This window comes from Pseudomonas sp. D47 (assembly GCF_045447305.1).
In the GTDB taxonomy this organism is placed as follows: Bacteria; Pseudomonadota; Gammaproteobacteria; order Pseudomonadales; family Pseudomonadaceae; genus Aquipseudomonas.
On record NZ_JBJGXU010000005.1, the window covers coordinates 111,641 to 130,716 of the forward strand.

Annotated in this window: 14 protein-coding genes; 3 read left to right on the forward strand and 11 right to left on the reverse strand. The window is 59.9% G+C overall.

Annotated features, from left to right (window positions below; translation table 11 throughout):
* The 4 genes from livG to ACI77I_RS06255 all read right to left on the reverse strand — a co-directional run bounded on the left by livG (nt 1) and on the right by ACI77I_RS06255 (nt 4,294).
* On the reverse strand, nt 1-768 hold the full coding sequence (gene livG / locus ACI77I_RS06240; protein WP_010212365.1) for a high-affinity branched-chain amino acid ABC transporter ATP-binding protein LivG: 768 nt from the start codon (nt 766-768) through the stop codon (nt 1-3).
* On the reverse strand, nt 765-2,018 hold the full coding sequence (locus ACI77I_RS06245) for a high-affinity branched-chain amino acid ABC transporter permease LivM (RefSeq protein WP_064451210.1): 1,254 nt from the start codon (nt 2,016-2,018) through the stop codon (nt 765-767). The genes livG and ACI77I_RS06245 overlap by 4 nt, the downstream gene beginning before the upstream one ends.
* Nucleotides 2,015-2,938, reverse strand: coding sequence for a high-affinity branched-chain amino acid ABC transporter permease LivH (gene livH / locus ACI77I_RS06250; protein WP_003231100.1), 924 nt, complete (start codon nt 2,936-2,938; stop codon nt 2,015-2,017). The genes ACI77I_RS06245 and livH overlap by 4 nt, the downstream gene beginning before the upstream one ends.
* 228 nt (nt 2,939-3,166) lie before the next feature.
* A complete protein-coding gene (locus ACI77I_RS06255) occupies nt 3,167-4,294 on the reverse strand; it encodes a branched-chain amino acid ABC transporter substrate-binding protein (protein WP_094952955.1) in 1,128 nt (375 codons plus the stop codon).
* A gap of 354 nt (nt 4,295-4,648) precedes the next feature.
* Here ACI77I_RS06255 and ACI77I_RS06260 point away from each other — a divergent pair, with 354 nt between their 5' ends.
* Complete coding sequence (locus ACI77I_RS06260; protein ID WP_003211652.1) at nt 4,649-4,951, forward strand: DUF2288 domain-containing protein; 303 nt, start codon at nt 4,649-4,651, stop codon at nt 4,949-4,951.
* A gap of 308 nt (nt 4,952-5,259) precedes the next feature.
* On the opposite strand, the gene ACI77I_RS06265 is transcribed toward ACI77I_RS06260, so the two are convergent.
* From ACI77I_RS06265 to ACI77I_RS06275, 3 genes are all read right to left on the reverse strand, one after another.
* On the reverse strand, nt 5,260-7,437 hold the full coding sequence (locus tag ACI77I_RS06265) for a hypothetical protein (RefSeq protein WP_242154811.1): 2,178 nt from the start codon (nt 7,435-7,437) through the stop codon (nt 5,260-5,262).
* Between the two features lie 203 nt (nt 7,438-7,640).
* Complete coding sequence (locus tag ACI77I_RS06270; RefSeq protein ID WP_406997144.1) at nt 7,641-9,905, reverse strand: putative bifunctional diguanylate cyclase/phosphodiesterase; 2,265 nt, start codon at nt 9,903-9,905, stop codon at nt 7,641-7,643.
* 139 nt (nt 9,906-10,044) lie between these two features.
* Nucleotides 10,045-10,410: a YkgJ family cysteine cluster protein gene (locus tag ACI77I_RS06275; protein ID WP_094952952.1), complete on the reverse strand. Its 366-nt coding sequence runs from the start codon at nt 10,408-10,410 to the stop codon at nt 10,045-10,047.
* A gap of 252 nt (nt 10,411-10,662) precedes the next feature.
* Between ACI77I_RS06275 and ACI77I_RS06280 the strand changes: the two genes are divergently transcribed.
* The gene (locus tag ACI77I_RS06280; RefSeq protein WP_406997145.1) at nt 10,663-12,009 is read left to right on the forward strand and encodes a spinster family MFS transporter; all 1,347 of its coding nucleotides are present in this window, start codon (nt 10,663-10,665) and stop codon (nt 12,007-12,009) included.
* Between the two features lie 1,044 nt (nt 12,010-13,053).
* Here ACI77I_RS06280 and rapA read toward each other — a convergent pair.
* Complete coding sequence (rapA, locus tag ACI77I_RS06285) at nt 13,054-15,900, reverse strand: RNA polymerase-associated protein RapA (protein ID WP_094951554.1); 2,847 nt, start codon at nt 15,898-15,900, stop codon at nt 13,054-13,056.
* Between the two features lie 217 nt (nt 15,901-16,117).
* Between rapA and ACI77I_RS06290 the strand changes: the two genes are divergently transcribed.
* Nucleotides 16,118-16,459: an aspartate-semialdehyde dehydrogenase gene (locus ACI77I_RS06290; protein ID WP_242154814.1), complete on the forward strand. Its 342-nt coding sequence runs from the start codon at nt 16,118-16,120 to the stop codon at nt 16,457-16,459.
* Here the strand turns inward: ACI77I_RS06290 and ACI77I_RS06295 are convergent.
* From ACI77I_RS06295 to ACI77I_RS06305, 3 genes are all read right to left on the reverse strand, one after another.
* Nucleotides 16,456-17,637 (reverse strand): aminotransferase class V-fold PLP-dependent enzyme, encoded by a 1,182-nt coding sequence (locus tag ACI77I_RS06295; protein ID WP_406997146.1) that lies wholly within the window; start codon nt 17,635-17,637, stop codon nt 16,456-16,458. The two genes, ACI77I_RS06290 and ACI77I_RS06295, sit on opposite strands and share 4 nt — an antisense overlap.
* On the reverse strand, nt 17,634-18,104 hold the full coding sequence (locus tag ACI77I_RS06300; RefSeq protein WP_242154816.1) for a RidA family protein: 471 nt from the start codon (nt 18,102-18,104) through the stop codon (nt 17,634-17,636). The genes ACI77I_RS06295 and ACI77I_RS06300 overlap by 4 nt, the downstream gene beginning before the upstream one ends.
* Before the next feature lie 91 nt (nt 18,105-18,195).
* Nucleotides 18,196-19,068: a LysR substrate-binding domain-containing protein gene (locus ACI77I_RS06305; RefSeq protein ID WP_406997147.1), complete on the reverse strand. Its 873-nt coding sequence runs from the start codon at nt 19,066-19,068 to the stop codon at nt 18,196-18,198.
* Nucleotides 19,069-19,076: the final 8 nt, after the last annotated feature.

Consider the following 19,076-nt stretch of genomic DNA (forward strand, 5'->3'; position numbering starts at 1 on the left):
TTACGCTTCCCCCAGATAGGCTTTGATCACTTCAGGATTGTCGCGGATCTGCTCCGGCGTGCCGTTGGCCAGCGGCGTGCCCTGGTTGATCACGACGATGTGGTCGGAGATGCTCATGACCAGTTTCATGTCGTGTTCGATCAACAGCACCGTGGCGTTGTTTTCCTCACGCAACACGCTGATCAGCGCCTTGAGGTCTTCGGTTTCCTTGGGGTTCAAGCCGGCGGCCGGTTCGTCGAGCATGAGGATCCGCGGGCGGGTCATCATGCAGCGGGCGATTTCCAGGCGACGTTGCTGACCATAGGCCAGGGTACCGGCAGGGCGGTTGGCAAACTCGGTGAGGTTGACCTTGTCCAGCCAGTACTCGGCGTATTCCATGGCCTCGCGCTCGCTCTTGCGGAACGCCGGGGTCTTGAACAGGCCAGCAAAGAAGTTGGTGTTCAAGTGACGGTGCTGGGCAATCAGCAAGTTCTCGACCGCCGTCATGTCCTTGAACAACCTTACGTTCTGGAAGGTGCGCACCACGCCCTTGCGAGCGATTTCGTGGCCGGCCAGGCCCTGGATCGGCTGGCCGTCCAGCAGGATGCTGCCGCCGCTCGGCTTGTAGAAGCCGGTGAGGCAGTTGAACACCGTGGTCTTGCCGGCGCCGTTGGGGCCGATCAGCGCCACTACCTGTTTCTCTTTCACGGTCAGGGCCACGCCGTTGACCGCCAGCAAGCCGCCGAAGCGCATGCTCAAGTTTTCGACTTTCAGGATCTCGCGGCTCATTTGCGCAGCTCCATGTGTGGACGTTGCATGGGCAGCAGGCCTTGAGGACGCCAGATCATCATCAGCACCATCATGGCGCCGAACATCAACATGCGGTATTCGCTGAACTCACGCATCATTTCCGGCAGCAGGATCATCACGATCGCCGCCAGAATCACGCCCAACTGCGAGCCCATGCCACCCAGTACGACGATGGCGAGGATGATCGCCGACTCGATAAAGGTGAACGACTCCGGGGTCACCAAGCCTTGGCGCGCGGCGAAGAAGCTGCCGGCGAAACCGGCGAATGTTGCCCCGAGGGTGAATGCCGAAAGTTTGATAACTGTCGGGTTCATGCCTAACGCACGGCAGGCGATTTCATCTTCGCGCAACGCTTCCCACGCACGGCCGATCGGCATGCGCAGCAAACGGTTGATCACGAACAAGGCCGCCAGCGCCAGCAACAAGGCCACCAGGTACAGGAACACCACTTTGCTCACCGGGTTGTAGTCGATCCCGAAGTACTCGTGGAAGGTCTGCATGCCTTCGGCTGCGGTGCGGTCGAACGACAGCCCGAAGAACGTCGGCTTGGGGATGCTGCTGATGCCGTTGGGGCCACCGGTGATATCGGTGAGGTTACGCAGGAACAGCCGGATGATTTCACCGAAGCCCAGGGTCACGATCGCCAAATAGTCACCGCGCAGGCGCAGCACCGGGAAGCCCAGCAGGAAGCCGAACGTGGCCGCCGCCATACCCGCCAGCGGCAGGCAGATCCAGAAGCCCCAGCCCAGGTAATGCGAGAGCAGCGCGTAGGTGTAGGCACCCACGGCATAGAAGCCCACATAACCCAGGTCGAGCAGCCCGGCCAGGCCCACCACGATGTTCAGGCCCAGGCCCAGCAACACGTAGATCAGGATCAGCGTGGCGATGTCGACGGCGCCGCGCGAGCCGAAGAACGGCCAGATCAACGCCGCCACGATCAGGCCGATGATGATGTAGCGCTGGGTGCGCGGCAGGGTCAGGAATTGGCTGACCTTGGGCGACACCAACGGCCCACGGTTGCCCTTGAACAAGGCACCGACCTGCTGGGTGAACAGCACGCGCAGGAACATCAGCACCGAGCACAGGGCGATGATGGTCAGGGTCACAGGACCGGTGCCATGCACTTCCAGGTTGATGCCGACAATGCTCAGCTTGAGGCCGAGTACCGGAAAGGCCACGGCCCATACCAGCAAGGCGCTGAAAAACGCCGATTTAAGATATCTGCTCATACTTTCTCAACCTCCGGACGGCCCAGAATGCCGGTCGGACGGAACAACAGCACCAGAACCAACAGGCCGAACGCCACGACGTCCTTGTATTGGTCGCCGAAGATATCGGCACCAAAGGCTTCAGCCACGCCCAGCACCAGCCCGCCGAGCATGGCGCCCGGAATACTGCCGATGCCGCCCAAGACCGCCGCGGTAAAGGCCTTGAGGCCTACCAGGAAACCGGCGTTGGGGTTGATCACGCCGTACTGCATGCTCAGCAGCACAGCCGCGACGGCCGCCAGCGCAGCACCGATGACGAAGGTCAGGGCGATGATGTTGTTGGTGTTGATGCCCAGCAGGTTGGCCATCTTGATGTCTTCGGCGCAGGCCCGGCAGGCGCGCCCCAGACGGGAGCGGGAGATGAACAGGGTCAGGCCCAGCATCGCCACCAGGGTGACGACGAATACGAGGATCTGCATGTACGAAATCAGCACTTCTTGTGCGCCGCCTGGGCCGAAGGAGAAGCTCCCCGGGATCAGGTTGGGAATGGACTTATCCTTGGAGTCCTGGGACAGCAATACAGTGTTCTGCAGGAAAATCGACATGCCGATAGCGGAAATCAGCGGGATCAAACGGTTGCTGCCACGCAAGGGACGGTAGGCAACCCGCTCGATACTGTAGCCATAGGCACTGGTCACGACGATCGACGCAAGGAACGCGGCGGTCATCAACAGCGGCAGGGAGTGGATCCCCATCATGGCCAGCCCGGCAAGGGCGATGAAGGCCACGTAGGAACCAATCATGTACACCTCGCCATGGGCGAAGTTGATCATTCCAATGATGCCGTAAACCATTGTGTAGCCAATGGCTATCAAGGCATAGGTGCTGCCAATGGTCAGGCCATTAACCAGCTGTTGGAAAAAATGATAGATCTCAGGCATTACAGCGCTCCTAAAAACCCGATACGCATTTCACTGGTGGAGTCATGTTCCGGCCCTGCGCTGTGTTCTATGAGCACATTTGCACAAAGCGTTTGCCAGCGAACCGCTGGTGACGGTTTTAAGATTTTCAGGTGAGCCAGCGCCCGGATCGCGGGTGTCAGGCCCATAAACCTCGTAAAACAAAACCCACTGCTTTCACAGTGGGCTTGTTAACCAGTAAGGCCTGGCTTACTGAGGGGAAACTTCGGTTTTTGGTTTGCCGAAGTGCCATTGGTAGACCACGAACTTGAAGTCCTTCAGGTCGCCCTTGGCATCAAAGCTCAGTTCGCCGGTAGGGGTCTTGAAGGTGCCGGCGTGGATGGCGGCTGCCACCTTGGCGGTGTCTTCGCTCTTCGCGGCAGCGATACCGCCTGCGATGACTTCAACGGCCGAGTAGGCCGGGAACACGAACGGACCGGTTGGGTCCTGCTTGTTCTTGGCGAACGCTTCAACGATGGCTTTGTTGGCAGGGTCGGTGTCGAAGGATTTCGGCAGGGTTACCAGCAGGCCTTCGGAAGCGTCTTGGGCGATTTGCGAGATGGAGTCGTTGCCGACACCTTCTGGGCCCATGAACTTGGCGTTCAGGCCTTTTTCTTTGGACTGACGCAGGATCAAGCCCAGCTCTGGGTGGTAGCCGCCGTAGTAGACGAAGTCGACGTTGGCTTGCTTGAGCTTCTGGATGATCGAGGAGAAGTCTTTGTCACCGGCGTTCAGGCCTTCGAAGACAGCGACTTTCACGCCTTTCTTCTCAAGGGTCTGTTTAACGGCGGTGGCGATGCCTTCACCGTATTGTTGTTTGTCGTGCAGAACGGCAACAACCTTAGGCTTCACGAAATCGGCGATGTAGTTGCCGGCCGCCGGGCCCTGGGCGCTGTCCAGACCGATGGTACGGAAGATCAGCTTGTAGCCACGGGCGGTGATTTCCGGGCTGGTAGCCGCCGGAGTGATCATGATCACGCCTTCGTCTTCGTAGATATCGGTTGCAGGCTGAGTGGAGCTGGAGCAGAGGTGACCGACCACGAACTTGACGCCGTCGTTGACCACTTTGTTGGCGACGGCCACGGCTTGTTTAGGGTCGCAAGCGTCGTCGTATTCTTTGGCTTCAAGCATCTTGCCATCGACGCCGCCCTTGGCGTTGATGTCGGCGATTGCCTGCTTGGCACCCATGAATTGCATGTCGCCGTATTGCGTCACAGGACCTGTTTTAGGCCCGGCGATACCGATCTTGATGGTGTCGGCTGCGAACGAATGGCCAGCAACCCCAGCCAGGACCATAGCGGCAAACAGTTTGGAAATCTGCTTAGTAGCCTTATTCATAGTGCTCCACTCTTACTGTTGTATTTTTTATAGTTCTAGCGGCCTTGTGAGCTGCAGAACCGGATCAGATATCTCGGATATCCCCCCGGCATGCCCTGGCAACTGTACCGGTACAGTGTAGAGCGCCGGTTGATCGCTTGAAAAGCTGGCTGCTGGGGGCAAAACCCGGGCGTGTCGCTTAAATGAAAGAAAAAGACAGAATTGCGGCGGGGTGATGCCAGAATCTCGGGCAATCCTTGGCTTTTCTGACACGTTCTCTCGGTGCCTCATTTGCAACAGGGTTTTTCTACCTGGCTTTTGCTACGAAAGGCACGACGTTATGATTGCGCCGATTTTTTATTCAGGTGAATTCCCATGACGCAAGAACCTAGCACCCTCTATGCCAAGCTGCTCGGTGAAACCGCCGAAATTTCCTGGAAGGAGCTTGAGCCGTTCTTTGCCAAGGGTGCCCTATTGTGGGTCGACGCTGGCCTGGATTTGATCGAAGCCGCCGAGGGAATGGCTGAGGACAACCGCGAGAAAGTCGCTGCGTGGCTGGCTGCGGGGAGCCTTGGCGAAGTGTCTGCGACGCGGGCGTTGGACCTGGTTGAGCGTGATCCGAGCTTGTGGGCGGTGGTGGTTTCGCCGTGGATTCTGATCCAGGAAAGGGCAGTGTAAGAAACGTGCGCCCTAAAAAGGTGCGTGATTTTCGCCGGTGCAAGTGTGTAGCTGAGTAACCGCTGACGCGGTGATGGCATCTTGCCGTAGAGAAAGGTCACAGGTGAGGGTGACGTGCACGTCACGGGAACAGTTTTGCGCGGGGCCGAAGGCTCGGGGAATTGTTTCTGGGTGTGGCGGGGATCTGGATTTTCCTTGTCTGGCAGACAGCTATCGCAGGCAAGCCAGCTCCCACTTTTGATCGGGTTCCACCGTTGGAGTGCGGTCAAATGTGGGAGCTGGCTTGCCTGCGATGGCCGCGCCGCGGTCTACGCAGTCTTGCCGGTATGGTTATTCAACGAAATAACCTTGGTTTTCCCAATCCGATGACGATAGATCTCGCGCAAATACTTGATCGCCTTCTTCACACAGTCCCGTGACAAGCGAATATCGTTGATCGACACGAACTTCTCCTTGTCGTTGATCAACTCCCGATACTTCTTCTCGTACATCGGTTTGATCGCATACCAGTTGGTATCCAGAATCTTCGCCGGGTTCTCAAACTCATTGAGCAGTTCATCGATACGGCCTTCATCGAAGTCTTCATGGATGATGAAATCCAGGATCGAGTTGTCCAGCGTGTCATCAAACCGATACGGATTACGCGCAAAGCAGCGCTTGATAAACGCCACGATCAGCGTGAGGAAGTCGTCCGACAGGCACGGGCTCTTGGCGATCAACGTGGTCAGCGACAAGTTGGCCGAGGCGCCGATCACCAGAGCGTAACGCTTGAGCGTGGTGTTGGGGAACAGGCTGTTGAGGTGAGTCTTGAGCCGGTTCAAGTCCATGTAGGACAGCTTGTAGTCCTTGGGCAACGACACAATCGACACCACCGACGAGCAGTTCTTGAAGAAGTGCAGGTCATGCAGCGCCGCCGCGTCGTACCCGGAGTTCTTGTACTGCTCCAACGACGCCTTGTAACGCTTGGATTCAATCGGCAACAGGCTGATGCCCTCGATCGCCTGGGTGACTTTGTTGAAGTGCGGCAGGTCAATCGAGCGGAAAAACAGGTCATCAATGTTCAGCCGCTGCGGCTCTTTATCGAACACCTTGAACTTGTCGTTCGACGGCGCCGGGGTTTCCGGCACCACCGATTCGGCGTAGGCAATCGCCACCGGCCCCGCCAGGCTCATGAACAGGTCGTTGGCATCCAGGCGGATGGTTTCGCCGATGTCGATGCCGGCGCGACGGAAGTAGTTCTGGTCGTAGTCGGTGGTTACCGCCTGGGCCGTGAGGATGTTGAAAATCTGCTGGGAGATGTATTGGTTGGCGTGTTTTTCCATCGCATTAACGTCAATGTTCTGGATATTGCCGTCATCGCTCTCTTCGGCGTAACGCATGATGTCGTTGGAGATCAGCATCATCGCGTTCCACGGGCGGATGCGGCCTTTCACGCTGGCCTCGCTGCTGTCTTCATTGTCGAAGTTGTACGAAAAGTCCCATTCTTCCGACAGGTATTTGCACAGCAGTCGCCCGGCGTTGATGTGCAGCGCCTCGGACATTTCGCTGCGGTGGTCGGAGATATTCGGCAGCACACAGATGCCGCTGGTGAAGATCGGCTCGAAGACAAACGCGTGGCCGCTCTTGCTGTCGTGCTCGTCGGCGGGCTTGGTGTCGAACGTCTTGTTCATGTACGAGTGCTGCTGGGCCAGCCCGAATTCGGAGGCCATGCCCGAACCCGTGCCGCCGCCGGCGCTGAAGATCGAGAAGTACAGGCGCGACTGGTTGGCCTTGATGCCGCAGGAGTCGATCAGGTACGAGTGGATCATCTTCCAGTCGGGGCTGGAAAAACGTTGGGTGTCTTTGTTGAGGATGATCTTGGCCAGGTACTGGCCGAGGATCGGCGCGTTACCGGCGCCGCCGGCATGCACTTCCGACAGGTCCATGATCTTCATTTTGCTGTAGTCGCGCAGGAAGCCGCTTTTTTCGCCCTTGCGCGAGAAGCGGATGCGCCCGGCGATGTCCTTGTCCAGGTCGCCCAGCATCACCAGCGGCTCGACCAGAAACACCGGCTTGGTGGCCTTGCCGCCGCCCAGGCGCAGGTTGTTACGAAGCCACTGGGCCGGGCTGTAGCCTTTATCGGCTGACTTGTCTTCGGTACTGAATTCGTTCAGGTAGAACTTGCGCGCGTTGTACACCAACTCCGCCACGTCCAAGGCAATGTTGGAGCCGCAGCGGCCCAGGCCGATCAGGCACACCGAGGGGAATTCCTGCTCACTGCGCGCATCGGCGTCGCCTTCCTGCTGGGGCAGGCGCGGGAACACCATGTCGCGCAGGCCGTCGAGGTTGTCGAGGATGCGGTCGGTATTGGTTTCGGTGAAGTACAGGTACTGCTGGGTAGCCAGCGTGCGGGGGCTGCTCAATGACTTTGAACCTGAGGGTTTTTCCGCAGGAGCTGTGGGCAACACGTCGGATACCACGGTGGCAGAGTTATTTTTGGAGGTCATTGGGCGCCATGTGCCTGGACGGATGGCCGGAAAAATCAGGCAGCCATCACTGAATGAGAGTTCGCGACTTTACAGTGCGTCTGAGTCCGGGATGGTCGGGTTTAACCCTTATTTCTCAAGGGGAATCCGGGCCGGACTCTGATGAATCGGCCGTTCGTCGGCGTTCTTTAGCCAAGTGATGGCGAAATGCCAAAGATTCGGCGTCAGCGAATTGGCCTGACGGTAGACGTAGGCCCGATACGGCCTGGGGTGGGGTCTTTCGGCGCAGGGGACTCTCGGTTGCCCTCCACGCTGAACGGGTAGAGCGGGTTGCGCATCTGCATGCCCTGGATCACGCCGACGATGTCACTGAAAGGCACCGCCGGGCTTAGCAGGTAGCCCTGAACAAAATCACAGCCATGTTTGAGCAGCAGTTCGAATTGCGCCTGGGTTTCCACGCCTTCGGTGACGACCTGCAGGTGCAGGGTGTGGGCCATGCCGATGATCGCCTGGACGATCTCGATATCGGCGGTGGACTTGGGGATGTCCTGGATAAATGAACGGTCGATCTTCAAGGTATTGAGCGGCAGGCGCTTGAGGTAAGCCAGCGATGAGTAGCCGGTGCCGAAATCATCAATGGCCAGCGACACACCCAAGGCGCGGATTTGCCGCAACAGCGCCAGGGTGCTGCTGATATTGCCCATCAGCGCGTTTTCGGTGACTTCCAGTTCCAGGCGGTTGGCGCCAATCCCGGCGAAGCGCAAGGCGGCTTCGATTTCATCCGCCAACTCATCACGAACCAGGTTCAGGGCCGAGCAGTTCACGGCCATGGTCAGCTCGGTGTAGCCACGGTCGGACAGCAGGCTCAAATCGTGACAGGCCTGGCGTAACACCCAGTGGTCCAGATCGGCAATCAAGCTGTTGCTTTCGGCGATGCTGATAAACCGCTCGGGGGCCAGCAGGCCGTGTTGCGGATGCTGCCAGCGCACCAGGGCTTCCAGGCGCGTGACCTTGCCTAGCTTCATGTCAAAAATTGGCTGATAGAACAGCACCAATTCGTTACGCCCGCGCAGGGCCGCGCGCAATTCCTCTTCTAATTGCAGTTCCATGAAGGCGCGGGTTTTAAGGTTGGAACTGAAGAAGTTCAGGCTGTTGCGCCCGGCGTCCTTGGACTGGTAAAGCGCCAGGTCGGCGGTCTTCAGCAGCTCTTCGCAGGTCAGGCCATCGTCGGGGAACAGGCTGATACCAATGCTGGTGGTCATCACCATGCGCCGGCCCGCCAATTCAACCGGCTCCTTCATTTTCTGCATGATGCGCTGCGCCATGTGCCGCGCTTCGTCGCGATGGTGAATGTTGATCAAGATGCAGAATTCATCACCGCCAAACCGTGCGACCACGTCGTCATGGCTGCGCACCGAGCTTTTGATATGCCCGGCCAGCACGGTGAGTAACAGGTCACCGGCGTCATGTCCGAGGCTGTCATTAATGCGCTTGAAGTGGTCGATGTCGAGGAAGATGACCGCCAACATGCCGTTGTAAGTGGTTTTTTCTGCGACCTTCTCTGCAAAGATCTGGTTAAAACCCCGGGGGTTAAGCAGGCTGGTCAGCGCATCGTAATGGGCCACCTGTTGCAGTGATGCGCGGGCCTGGTCGAGTTCGCTGAGCAGGGCGTTGACCCGGCGCAGGTCACGCTCCTTGTGCTGCAGTTTTTTGTCCGCCAAGGCGGCGCTGACGCTGCTGCCGATCACCAGCAGGGTGATCACCGCCACGGACAGGCCGAGCTGAATAGGGTTGTTGTCCAGCGGCAATGCGAGGTCAGCCCCGCTGGGCACCAGCATCTGCATGGCGGCCATGCCGGTGAAGTGCATGCTCAGGATACCGGCGCCCAGCACCAGGCTGGCGCCGTATTTGAGCAGTTGATAGAACACGCCGGCGCCGTTACGCAGGTAGCACGACAGCAATAACGCCGCCAGGCTGGCGCCAATCGCAATGCCGACCGAGGCCATGAACAGCCCCGAATCGAAGTACACCTGGGCCTGGGAGCGCATCGCCGACATGCCGACGTAGTGCATCAAGGCGATGCCGAGCCCCATCCACACCGATGCCAACAGGTACTGATGGAACCGTAACTGCGCATGACTGAGGGTTTGCATGGCAAACAGCGAGGCAATCAGGGCGATCACCAGCGAGGCAAACGTCATGAGTAATTCGTAATGAATGGCGATAGGCGCCTGGAAGGCCAGCATGCTGATGAAGTGAGTCGACCAGATGCCGCCTGCCAGGCAACCGGCGCCCACCCAGCGCCAGTGGCGCCGGGCGGTAGGGTCTTCGACATGGCTGACGCGTTCGGCCATGTCCAACGTACCGAACCCTGCCGCACACGCGACCAGGTAGGCCAGCAACACCAGAAAAGGGTTATGACTGCAATTGAGTAATAAATGCCCGTGATCTGGAAGCTCGGTAAAAAAATGCATACCTAGCCATTCCATAGCATGTCCCGTCAAAGTCAGTACGTCATTGCCTGCAGCAATGGCCTATGACATCGAGTATAGAAGCCTCGCGGGATTTGCCAGGAATAATGGCACTTTGCTCTCGATGATTTTGGCATGCCTGCCATAGCGTTTGATGCTAAGCGCTGATCGGCAGGTCCAACTCGAAAGGTGCCGGCAGCGGCGGCAAGCCAAAGGCGGCGCGTGCCTTATCGCAATCGACGTTCTGTTCACCCTGGCTCCACGACGCATCGAACTCGCGACACGGGCTTGAGCGCTGCTCATAGATCGTGCAACGGGTGCCCTTACCGACTTCACCTTCAAGGCTGCAGCAACGCGCGGGTTTCTGGTCGGTACCGATCATCGCCACCCGCGTGGGATTGATCTGCACCACCAAATCATCGGGCACCGTGCCCCCCGATGAGGCGCACTCACCCCAGAAGAAAGACACACGAAAGTGTGAACAGCAGGCACCGCAACTCAGACACGGACTGGCTTCGGACATGGGCGTCATCGATAAGAAAAGTAGGATTGGGGGTGTTACGGAAGGCTCGCCATTCTATCCGTGCCATGGCGGTTGGGAAGGGGGGCGCGAACTTATATTTTTGTAGGCAAAGTCCCGTGATACCGGGTGAAATCATGCCCTATCAGCTTTACGAATCATTACAGACAACCGCCCCCTGCCTGACTATGTTGCACAGACCGGGCAGGATGCATCGGGCATCGCAGCTCTCATAACAATAAAAGAGACGGACCCATGCAGAACTCGACCCAAGCGGCGAATGCCTGGCGCATTCTGTTCCTGCTGTTCCTCGCCAACTTGTTCAACTTCTTCGACCGCACCATTCCCGCGATCATCATCGAACCCATCCGCATGGAGTGGCACCTGAGCGACTTCCAACTCGGCATCATCGGCACCGCCTTCACCATCGTTTACGCCATCGCCGGCCTGCCGCTGGGGCGCATGGCCGACACCGGCTCGCGCAGCAAACTGATGGGCTGGGGCCTGTTTGCCTGGAGCGGGCTGACAGCGATCAACGGCATGGTCGGCAGTTTCTGGACTTTCCTGCTGGTGCGCATGGGCATCGGCATCGGCGAGGCCTGCTATGCGCCGGCCGCCAATTCGCTGATTGGCGACCTGTTTCCCGCCCACCGCCGCGCCCGCGCCATGGGCATTTTCATGCTAGGGCTGCCGTTGGGGCTGTTGCTGGCGTTCTTTACCATCGGTTGGATGGTCAAGGCGTTCGACAGCTGGCGCGCGCCGTTCTTCATCGCCGCCGTGCCGGGGATGATCCTGGCGGTGTTCATGTTCTATATCAAAGAACCCAAGCGCGGCGCGGCGGAAACCGTGCAAGTCTCCCAGGAGCGCGTCGACCGCCCGATCCGCCGCGTGCTGGCGGTGCCGACCTTCCTGTGGCTGGTGCTGGCCGGGCTGTGCTTCAACTTCGCCACCTATGCGTGTAACTCGTTCCTGGTGCCGATGTTGCAGCGTTACTTCCTGATGCCGTTGCAGGATGCGGCCGTCGCCACTGGCGTCATTGTGGGTATCACCGGTCTTGTAGGCCTGACCTTGGGCGGCTGGATTGCCGACAAGATCCATCAGCGCGTCGCCAATGGCCGGCTGTTGTTCGCGGCGTGCAGCCTGATCATCTCCACCGTCACCACCGCTTGGGCATTGCATGCCGGGCGAGTCGAGATTGGCGTGTTTGTGGCGCTGTTCAGTGTCGGCTGGCTGTTTGCCTATAACTTCTACACCTGCGTGTATACGGCGATCCAAGACGTGGTTGAACCGCGCCTGCGCGCCACGGCGATGGCGCTGTTCTTTGCCGGGCTGTACTTGCTCGGCGGTGGCATGGGGCCGATTGTGGTGGGCGGGCTGTCTGATCACTTTGCCCATTCGGCCATGTATGCCGATGGCGCGGCGCAGATGACTGAGGCGTATAAAGCGGTGGGGTTGCATGACGCCATGTACCTGATCCCGGTGGCGCTGTTCCTGACCATGTTGTTTCTGTTTCAGGCGTCGCGCAGTTTTGTGCGTGATGCCAAGCGGATGAAGGATGGGTTGGGGGCGGTGGAGGTGCCAGCGGCTGCGGCTACCGCTTGAGACCGAGGTGACCCCATCGCAGCATAGGTATCTACGCAACTCGGGGTTAGGTAGATATGGGTACATATCCGTTGCTGCGGTAACGGCTGCTATTGGTTCCGCTCTTACAGCGGGTCACTTTTGGAAAAGAGCCCGGAATGCCGGCCCAGCCAAAAGTAACCAAAAGGGCTCTTGCCCCACCACTCGGTGCCTCGCCTAGGCTCGGCATGCCAGAACGAAGGCTTGAATCCGTGGGCCGCCGCGATGGGCCATCCTTGGCCCATCGCGGCTAACCCGGCGTCCTGCCGGGTTACCCACGGATTCAAGCCTGCGTTCGGCCATCGTGGTTAACGGGGCGCCTGAGATCAAGATCAAAAGCAAGAGCACGGCGGCCTAGTAGCCGACCTGAGTGGTAGAAGCAAAAGCAGGGCAAAAGCACAGCAGAAGCAGATCTGCTTTTCTGTGGGAGCTGGCTTGTCGGATCGCCGCACCGCTGCGATGCAGACACCTCGGTCCATCAAGTACACCGAGTTGATGCCATCGCAGGCAAGCCAGCTCCCACATTAGATTGAGTTCAGTTTCAGAGATCAGGTCGGCTGTCAGGCCGCTTTGGCTTCGCTTTTGATCTAACCACTCAGGTCGGCTACTAGGCCGCCGTGCTCTTGCTTTTGATCTTGATCTTAGGCGCCCCGTTAAACCACGGTCCAAAGCCTGCGTGAGGGCACACCGAGCCTAGGCGAGGTGCCGAGTGGTGGGGCAAGAGCGTTTTGGTTACTTTTGCGCTCTTTCAAAAGTGACCCGCTGTAAGAGCGGAACCCATAGCAGCCGTTACCCAAATAACGGATATGTACCCAGCGCCCCCGCGACAACCAAAGAATTCAACCCATAAAAAGATGTGTAGATACCTATGCCCATCGCAGGCAAGCCAGCTCCCACAGGTGACTGAGTTGCAGCTTGGAAATGCATTCCCCTGTGGGAGCGGGCTTGCCCGCGATGAGGCCCGCAAGCCAAACAAAAAAAGGCCCGCATTGCGCGGGCCTTTTTATTAGCAGGGCAGGGCAGTGATTAGCCCGCCACCAACACCCGAATCGCTTCCAGTCGCAGCGCCGCCTTGTCGAGCATGGCCAACCCTTGCTCGCGCTGTTGGCGCAGGGCAACCAGCTCGCTGTCGCGCACGGTCGGGTTGACCGCTTGCAACGCGGTCAGGCGTGCCAGCTCTTCGTCGGTGTCCGCCGCCAGACGGCGCTTGGCCTCGGCCACACGTTCGGCATGGCGCGGGGTGATCTTCTCTTCGCCGGCATTGATGCGCGGCGTGAGTTGGTCGCGCTGGGCCTGGACGAACTTGTTGGCGCTGGCGCGTGGCACGCTTTCCAGTTGGTCGTTCAGGGTTTCAAACGACACACGCCCGGACAGGTCATTGCCATTGGCATCCAACAGGCAGCGCAACGCGGCCGGTGGCAGGTAGCGGCCCAGTTGCAACGAGCGCGGTGCAACCACTTCACTGACGTAAAGCAGTTCGAGCAACACGGTGCCTGGCTTGAGCGCCTTGTTCTTGATCAGCGCCACGGCGGTGTTGCCCATCGAGCCGGACAGCACCAGGTCCATGCCGCCCTGCACCATCGGGTGTTCCCAGGTGATGAACTGCATGTCTTCGCGCGACAGCGCCTGGTTGCGGTCGTAGGTGATGGTCACACCTTCGTCGTCGCCCAGCGGGAAGCTGGCGTCGAGCATTTTTTCGCTGGGCTTGAGGATCAGCGCGTTTTCCGAATGGTCTTCGCTGTCGATGCCAAAGGCGTCGAACAGGGTTTCCATGTAGATCGGCAGGGCGAACTGGTCGTCTTGCTCCAGGATGTCTTCCACCAGCGCATCGCCTTCACCGGCGCCGCCGGAATTGAGCTCCAGCAAGCGGTCGCGGCCGGTGTGCAGCTCCTGCTCCAGACGCTCGCGCTCGGCACGGGCTTCGTCGATCAGGGCTTGCCACTCGCTGTCGTCAGCGTTTTCCAACAGCGGCAGCAGGCGTGGGCCGAACTGATGCTGCAAGGCGTTGCCGGTCGGGCAGGTGTTGAGGAACGCGTTCAGCGCTTCGTGGTACCACTGGAACAGGCGCTCTTGCGGGCTGGTTTGCAGGTACGGCACGTGCAGTTCGATCACATGTTTCTGGCCGATCCGGTCCAGACGCCCGATCCGCTGTTCCAGCAGGTCAGGGTGGGACGGCAGGTCGAACAGCACCAAATGGTGGGAGAACTGGAAGTTGCGGCCTTCACTGCCGATTTCCGAGCAGATCAGCACCTGGGCGCCAAACTCTTCATCGGCGAAGTAAGCGGCGGCGCGGTCACGCTCGAGGATGTTCATGCCCTCGTGGAACACCGTGGCCGGGATGCCGGAACGCACGCGCAGGGCGTCTTCCAGGTCCATCGCAGTTTCGGCATGGGCGCAGATCACCAGCACTTTGGTGCGCTTGAGCATTTTCAGCTGGTCGATCAGCCATTCGACGCGTGGGTCGAAGCGCCACCAGCGGTTTTCTTCCTCAACGTCCGGCTGCGACTGGAAGCTGACTTCCGGGTACAGCTCGGCGTGTTCGCCCAGCGGCAACTCGAGGTATTCGTCCGGGTTCGGCAGCGGGTAAGCGTGCAGCTTACGCTCCGGGAAACCTTGCACGGCGGCGCGGGTGTTACGGAACAGCACGCGGCCGGTGCCGTGGCGGTCGAGCAGTTCACGCACCAGGCGCGCGCTGGCTTCGGTGTCGCCATCGTTGACGGCGGTGAGCAGCGCTTCACCTTCATCACCGAGGAAACCCTGGATGGTCTTGTGTGCGGTCGGCGACAGGCGGCCTTTATCCAACAGCTCCTGCACGGCTTCGGCTACAGGGCGATAGTTCTCGCTCTCGGCGCGGAAGGCGTGCAGGTCGTGGAAGCGGTTCGGGTCCAGCAGGCGCAGACGTGCGAAGTGGCTGTCCTGGCCCAGTTGTTCCGGGGTGGCGGTGAGCAACAGCACGCCGGGAATCACCTCGGCCAACTGCTCGACCAGCGAATACTCAGGGCTGGCTTTCTCTTCATGCCAGACCAAGTGGTGCGCTTCGTCGACCACCAACAGGTCCCAGCCGGCGGCGAACAGCGCGTCCTGGGCTTTCTCGTCGTCGACCAGCCACTCCAGGGCCACCAGCGCGAGCTGGGTGTCTTCGAACGGGTTGGTGGCATCGCTTTCGATGAAGCGTTCTTCGTCGAACAGCGCAACTTGCAGGTTGAAGCGGCGGCGCATTTCCACCAGCCACTGGTGCTGCAGGTTTTCCGGGACCAGGATCAGCACGCGGCTGGCGCGGCCCGACAGCAGCTGGCGATGGATCACCAAGCCGGCTTCGATGGTCTTGCCCAGGCCCACTTCGTCCGCCAGCAATACCCGTGGCGCGATACGGTCAGCGACTTCACGGGCGATGTGCAGTTGGTGAGCAATCGGTTGCGCACGTACGCCACCCAAGCCCCACAGCGAGGACTGCAACTGACGGCTGGTGTGTTCCAACGTGTGGTAGCGCAGCGAGAACCAGGCCAGTGGGTCGATCTGCCCGGCGAACAGACGGTCGCTGGCCAGACGGAACTGGATGAAGTTGGACAGTTGGGTTTCCGGCAGGGTGACCTGCTCGTTCTGCCCATTGAGGCCGTGGTAGACCAGCAGGCCATCGACGTCGTCGACTTCCTGTACGGTCATTTTCCAGCCTTCGAAATGGGTGATGCTGTCACCCGGCGAAAACCTCACGCGAGTGAGGGGCGCATTCCGTAGCGCATACTGACGAGTGTCGCCAGTGGCCGGATAGAGCACGGTCAACAAGCGCCCGTCCTGTGCCAGAACGGTGCCTAACCCCAGCTCTGCTTCGCTGTCACTAATCCAGCGTTGCCCCGGTTGATACTGCTGCGCCATGCTGCCTGACTCCCGCCGTGAAAAAGCCGACTATTCTAACGGAACACGGCTTCCAGACCAAAAGGATTAGGTGCAGCTTCGAGCTTTAAGCTACAAGCGGCAAGAAAAAGGGTGTTAGGTTGGCCCTATAGATGACGATTGGTTCACAAGTTGGCGGCTTGGTGCTCAAGTCGCCACCCTCGCAGCCGACAGTCTGCTGAACAGGAGACTAAACCCCATGCTGCCACCCATGCTGCCCTTGAGTGTTGTGCCGGTCACATCGCAACTTGATCCGGTGCGCCAGAAGCCGGATATCCCGCCCGTGGTGCCAGTACAGCCAGGCTCGAATGAAAGCACGATCGACCTTAAGAAGGGCGACGCCGAGCAGTCGACGTTCTTGTTGCGCGAAGAACAACGCCGCCAGCAGGAACAGCAGAAACGCCGGCGTGAAGCCGACGAAGACCCTGAGGAACACTTGGCGATCCCCGGCGATGTGCTCAACGCCGACAACACCGTGCCGGTGGTGCCATTGATCGAAGATGCGCCGCGCCAGGGTTTGTGGGTGGACGTCGAGGTTTAATCGCGCAATTCGCGCAGCGCCGCGATCAGCACTTCAATGTCGCGCTCGGTGTTGAGCGGGCTCACCGAAATCCGTGCAATGCTGCTCAGGCCACGCGCCTGCATGTCCAACGGCGTATACGCCACGCCATTCGCGCCGATATTGATGCGCTGCAATCCCAGGCGCCGCTTGAGTTCAAAGGCGTCCCAACCCTCAAGGTTGAAGGCGATCAGCCCTGAGTGACTCGCGCCTAAATCATGCAGGGAAATTCCCGGAATCTGACGCAACGCTTCACGGATTCCCTCGCTGAGCTGCAAGACCCTTTCCCACGTCCGCGCCACGCCCAGTCGGTTAACCTCCTGCAACGCATTGCCCAAGCCTGCCAACAAGGCAAACGACACTTCGCTGGTTTCAAAGCGCCGTGCGTCGTCGCGCAGGTTGTAGCCTTCGGCGCTCCATGGCGCCGAAAATACGTCGCGCTGGGCGGGATTCAGCCGCTGGAGAAACTCCGGCCGCACATACAACAACGCGGTGCCGCGTGGCCCGCGCAGGTGTTTGCGCCCGGCCGACTTGAGCACATCACAGTGCAGCGCTTGCACATCCACCGGCAATTGGCCGACGGCTTGGCCGGCGTCGATGAAATAGGGGATGGCGTGACGCCGGGCCACTTCGCCGATCGCCTGGGCGGGGTTGATCAGCCCACCGTTGGCCGGCAGCCAAGTCATGTCGATCAGCTTGACGTTGGCATCGATCATCGACGCCAACGCCACCGGGCAGGCTGCGCCGGTTGCATCGCAGGGAATGACTTCTATCCGCGCCCCCGCTTGCACCGCCAGTTGCATGCTCGCTAGGTTGCCGCCCCATTCATGACGACCAACCAGAATGCGCTCTCCCGGTTGCCATGGGCCCAGTGCCTGAAATGCCATGCTCCAGGCGGTTGAGCCGCTGCTGGCAAAGGCTATGGACGCGGTTGGCGCATTGAGCAATTGCGCGGCTGCGCGCCGGGCTTTTTCGACGAGGATGGCGCCATGCTCGCTGGCTTCCATCGGGCCGTCGCGGGCTTCGCGTTGCAACTGGTCGATGATCGCATTGAGCGTGGCCTGGCTGGGCAGCGAGGCGCCGGCGTGGTTGAAGTGCACGATGCCCGACTGGCAGCCGGGCGTGTCGTCACGCAGGTGCTGGACGTCGAGCGGGCTCACGGCTGCAACTCGAAAATCGCATCAACCTCCACGGCCACACCGGCCGGCAGGCTGGAAACACCCACGGCGGTGCGCACATGTCGGCCTTTGTCGCCGAGGGCGTTGACCACCAGGTTTGATGCGCCATTGGCGACCACGCTCTGGTGCTGGAAGTCGCCGCTGCTGGCAATGAACACACCCAGGCGCAGAATGCGCACCACACGCGACAGGTCATCACCCACTGCATCGCTTAACTGCCCGAGCAGGCCCAGCGCCGCGAGTTCCGCCGCCTGGGCGCCTTCTTCATCGCTGAGGGTGTCGCCTAACCGCCCGACGTAGGCGGGTTTGCCTTCGACCATGGGAATTTGCCCGGAGATGAACAGTTGGTTCTGGCTGATCACATGATTGATGTAATTGGCCGCCGGCTGGCTGGGCGTAGGCAGCGTCAGGCCAAGGGCTTGCACGCGTTGGCGGATGGAGTCGCTCATGTTGAATCCTCGAGGGTTGAGAGGTTTTCAGCATGTTGGTTGCGACGATGGGCGACAAACGGATAGATCTCATCTGACGTATCTAAAAAACTTATGCGTCGCTGCAGGCTTCCTTCAACCACTGGCTGAAGCATTCGGCCGCATCGCTGGCGGGGCCTTGGGGGGCGATCAGCCAGTAGGCGATTTCGCTGTGATAGGGCGGCCAGTCGAAGGCTTCCACCAGGCTGCCGTCCTGCAGCTTGCGTTCGATCAAACAGTGGCGGCCCATGGCGATGCCCTGGCCGGCCACGGCGGCTTCGACCACGATGTTGTAGTCGTGCAGCATCACGCGGGGGTGGCGCTCGAGGTCGACTTGATAATGCGCGGACCAATCGGTCCACTCGAACGGGCGGTGCGAGGTGGCCATCAATAATGCGCCGTTGTGCACTTGGCTGGCCTTGAACGCCGGGCTGCACACCGGCGAGATCACCTCAGGCATCAGCTTCGTGGCCTGTACATCGGGCCAATCACCCTTGCCGTAACGGATGGCCAGGTCGACCTCGGCGGCGGCCACGTTGGCAAACTGAATCGCCGGCAGCAACTCCACCTGGATGTGCGGGTAACGGTTGAGAAACCCGGCCAGGCGCGGCGCCAGCCACAGGGTGGCAAAGGATGCCAGCAGGCCGACGCGAAGCACGGTGGTACTGGGTGCTACTTTCTGGGCGCGGGTGGCGGCGGCGATGGCGTCGAGGGCGGGGCGGATTTCGGCGTAGTAACGTTGGCCATCGGCGGTCAGATCAATCGCTCGGGTGCGTCGGATAAACAGCGGTTTGCCCAGATGCTGTTCGAGTTTTTGCACCTGATGGCTGAGGGCGCTCTGGGTGACCGACAACTCGTTCGCCGCCTTGATAAAACTCAAGTGCCGCGCCACGGCTTCGAAAGCGCGCAGGGCCAGCAGCGGCGGAAGGTCATTGTGCAGTGCCAACTGAATGC

Excerpts from the sequence above, each read along its gene's own strand:
- ACI77I_RS06260 (WP_003211652.1), top strand. The coding sequence starts at position 4,649 with ATGACGCAAGAACCTAGCACCCTCTATGCCAAGCTGCTCGGTGAAACC.
- ACI77I_RS06280 (WP_406997145.1), top strand. The coding sequence starts at position 10,663 with ATGCAGAACTCGACCCAAGCGGCGAATGCCTGGCGCATTCTGTTCCTG.
- ACI77I_RS06255 (WP_094952955.1), bottom strand. The coding sequence starts at position 4,294 with ATGAATAAGGCTACTAAGCAGATTTCCAAACTGTTTGCCGCTATGGTC.
- ACI77I_RS06300 (WP_242154816.1), bottom strand. The coding sequence starts at position 18,104 with ATGAGCGACTCCATCCGCCAACGCGTGCAAGCCCTTGGCCTGACGCTG.
- livG (WP_010212365.1), bottom strand. The coding sequence starts at position 768 with ATGAGCCGCGAGATCCTGAAAGTCGAAAACTTGAGCATGCGCTTCGGC.
- ACI77I_RS06245 (WP_064451210.1), bottom strand. The coding sequence starts at position 2,018 with ATGAGCAGATATCTTAAATCGGCGTTTTTCAGCGCCTTGCTGGTATGG.
- livH (WP_003231100.1), bottom strand. The coding sequence starts at position 2,938 with ATGCCTGAGATCTATCATTTTTTCCAACAGCTGGTTAATGGCCTGACC.
- ACI77I_RS06265 (WP_242154811.1), bottom strand. The coding sequence starts at position 7,437 with ATGACCTCCAAAAATAACTCTGCCACCGTGGTATCCGACGTGTTGCCC.
- ACI77I_RS06275 (WP_094952952.1), bottom strand. The coding sequence starts at position 10,410 with ATGTCCGAAGCCAGTCCGTGTCTGAGTTGCGGTGCCTGCTGTTCACAC.
- ACI77I_RS06270 (WP_406997144.1), bottom strand. The coding sequence starts at position 9,905 with ATGGAATGGCTAGGTATGCATTTTTTTACCGAGCTTCCAGATCACGGG.
- ACI77I_RS06290 (WP_242154814.1), top strand. The coding sequence starts at position 16,118 with ATGCTGCCACCCATGCTGCCCTTGAGTGTTGTGCCGGTCACATCGCAA.
- rapA (WP_094951554.1), bottom strand. The coding sequence starts at position 15,900 with ATGGCGCAGCAGTATCAACCGGGGCAACGCTGGATTAGTGACAGCGAA.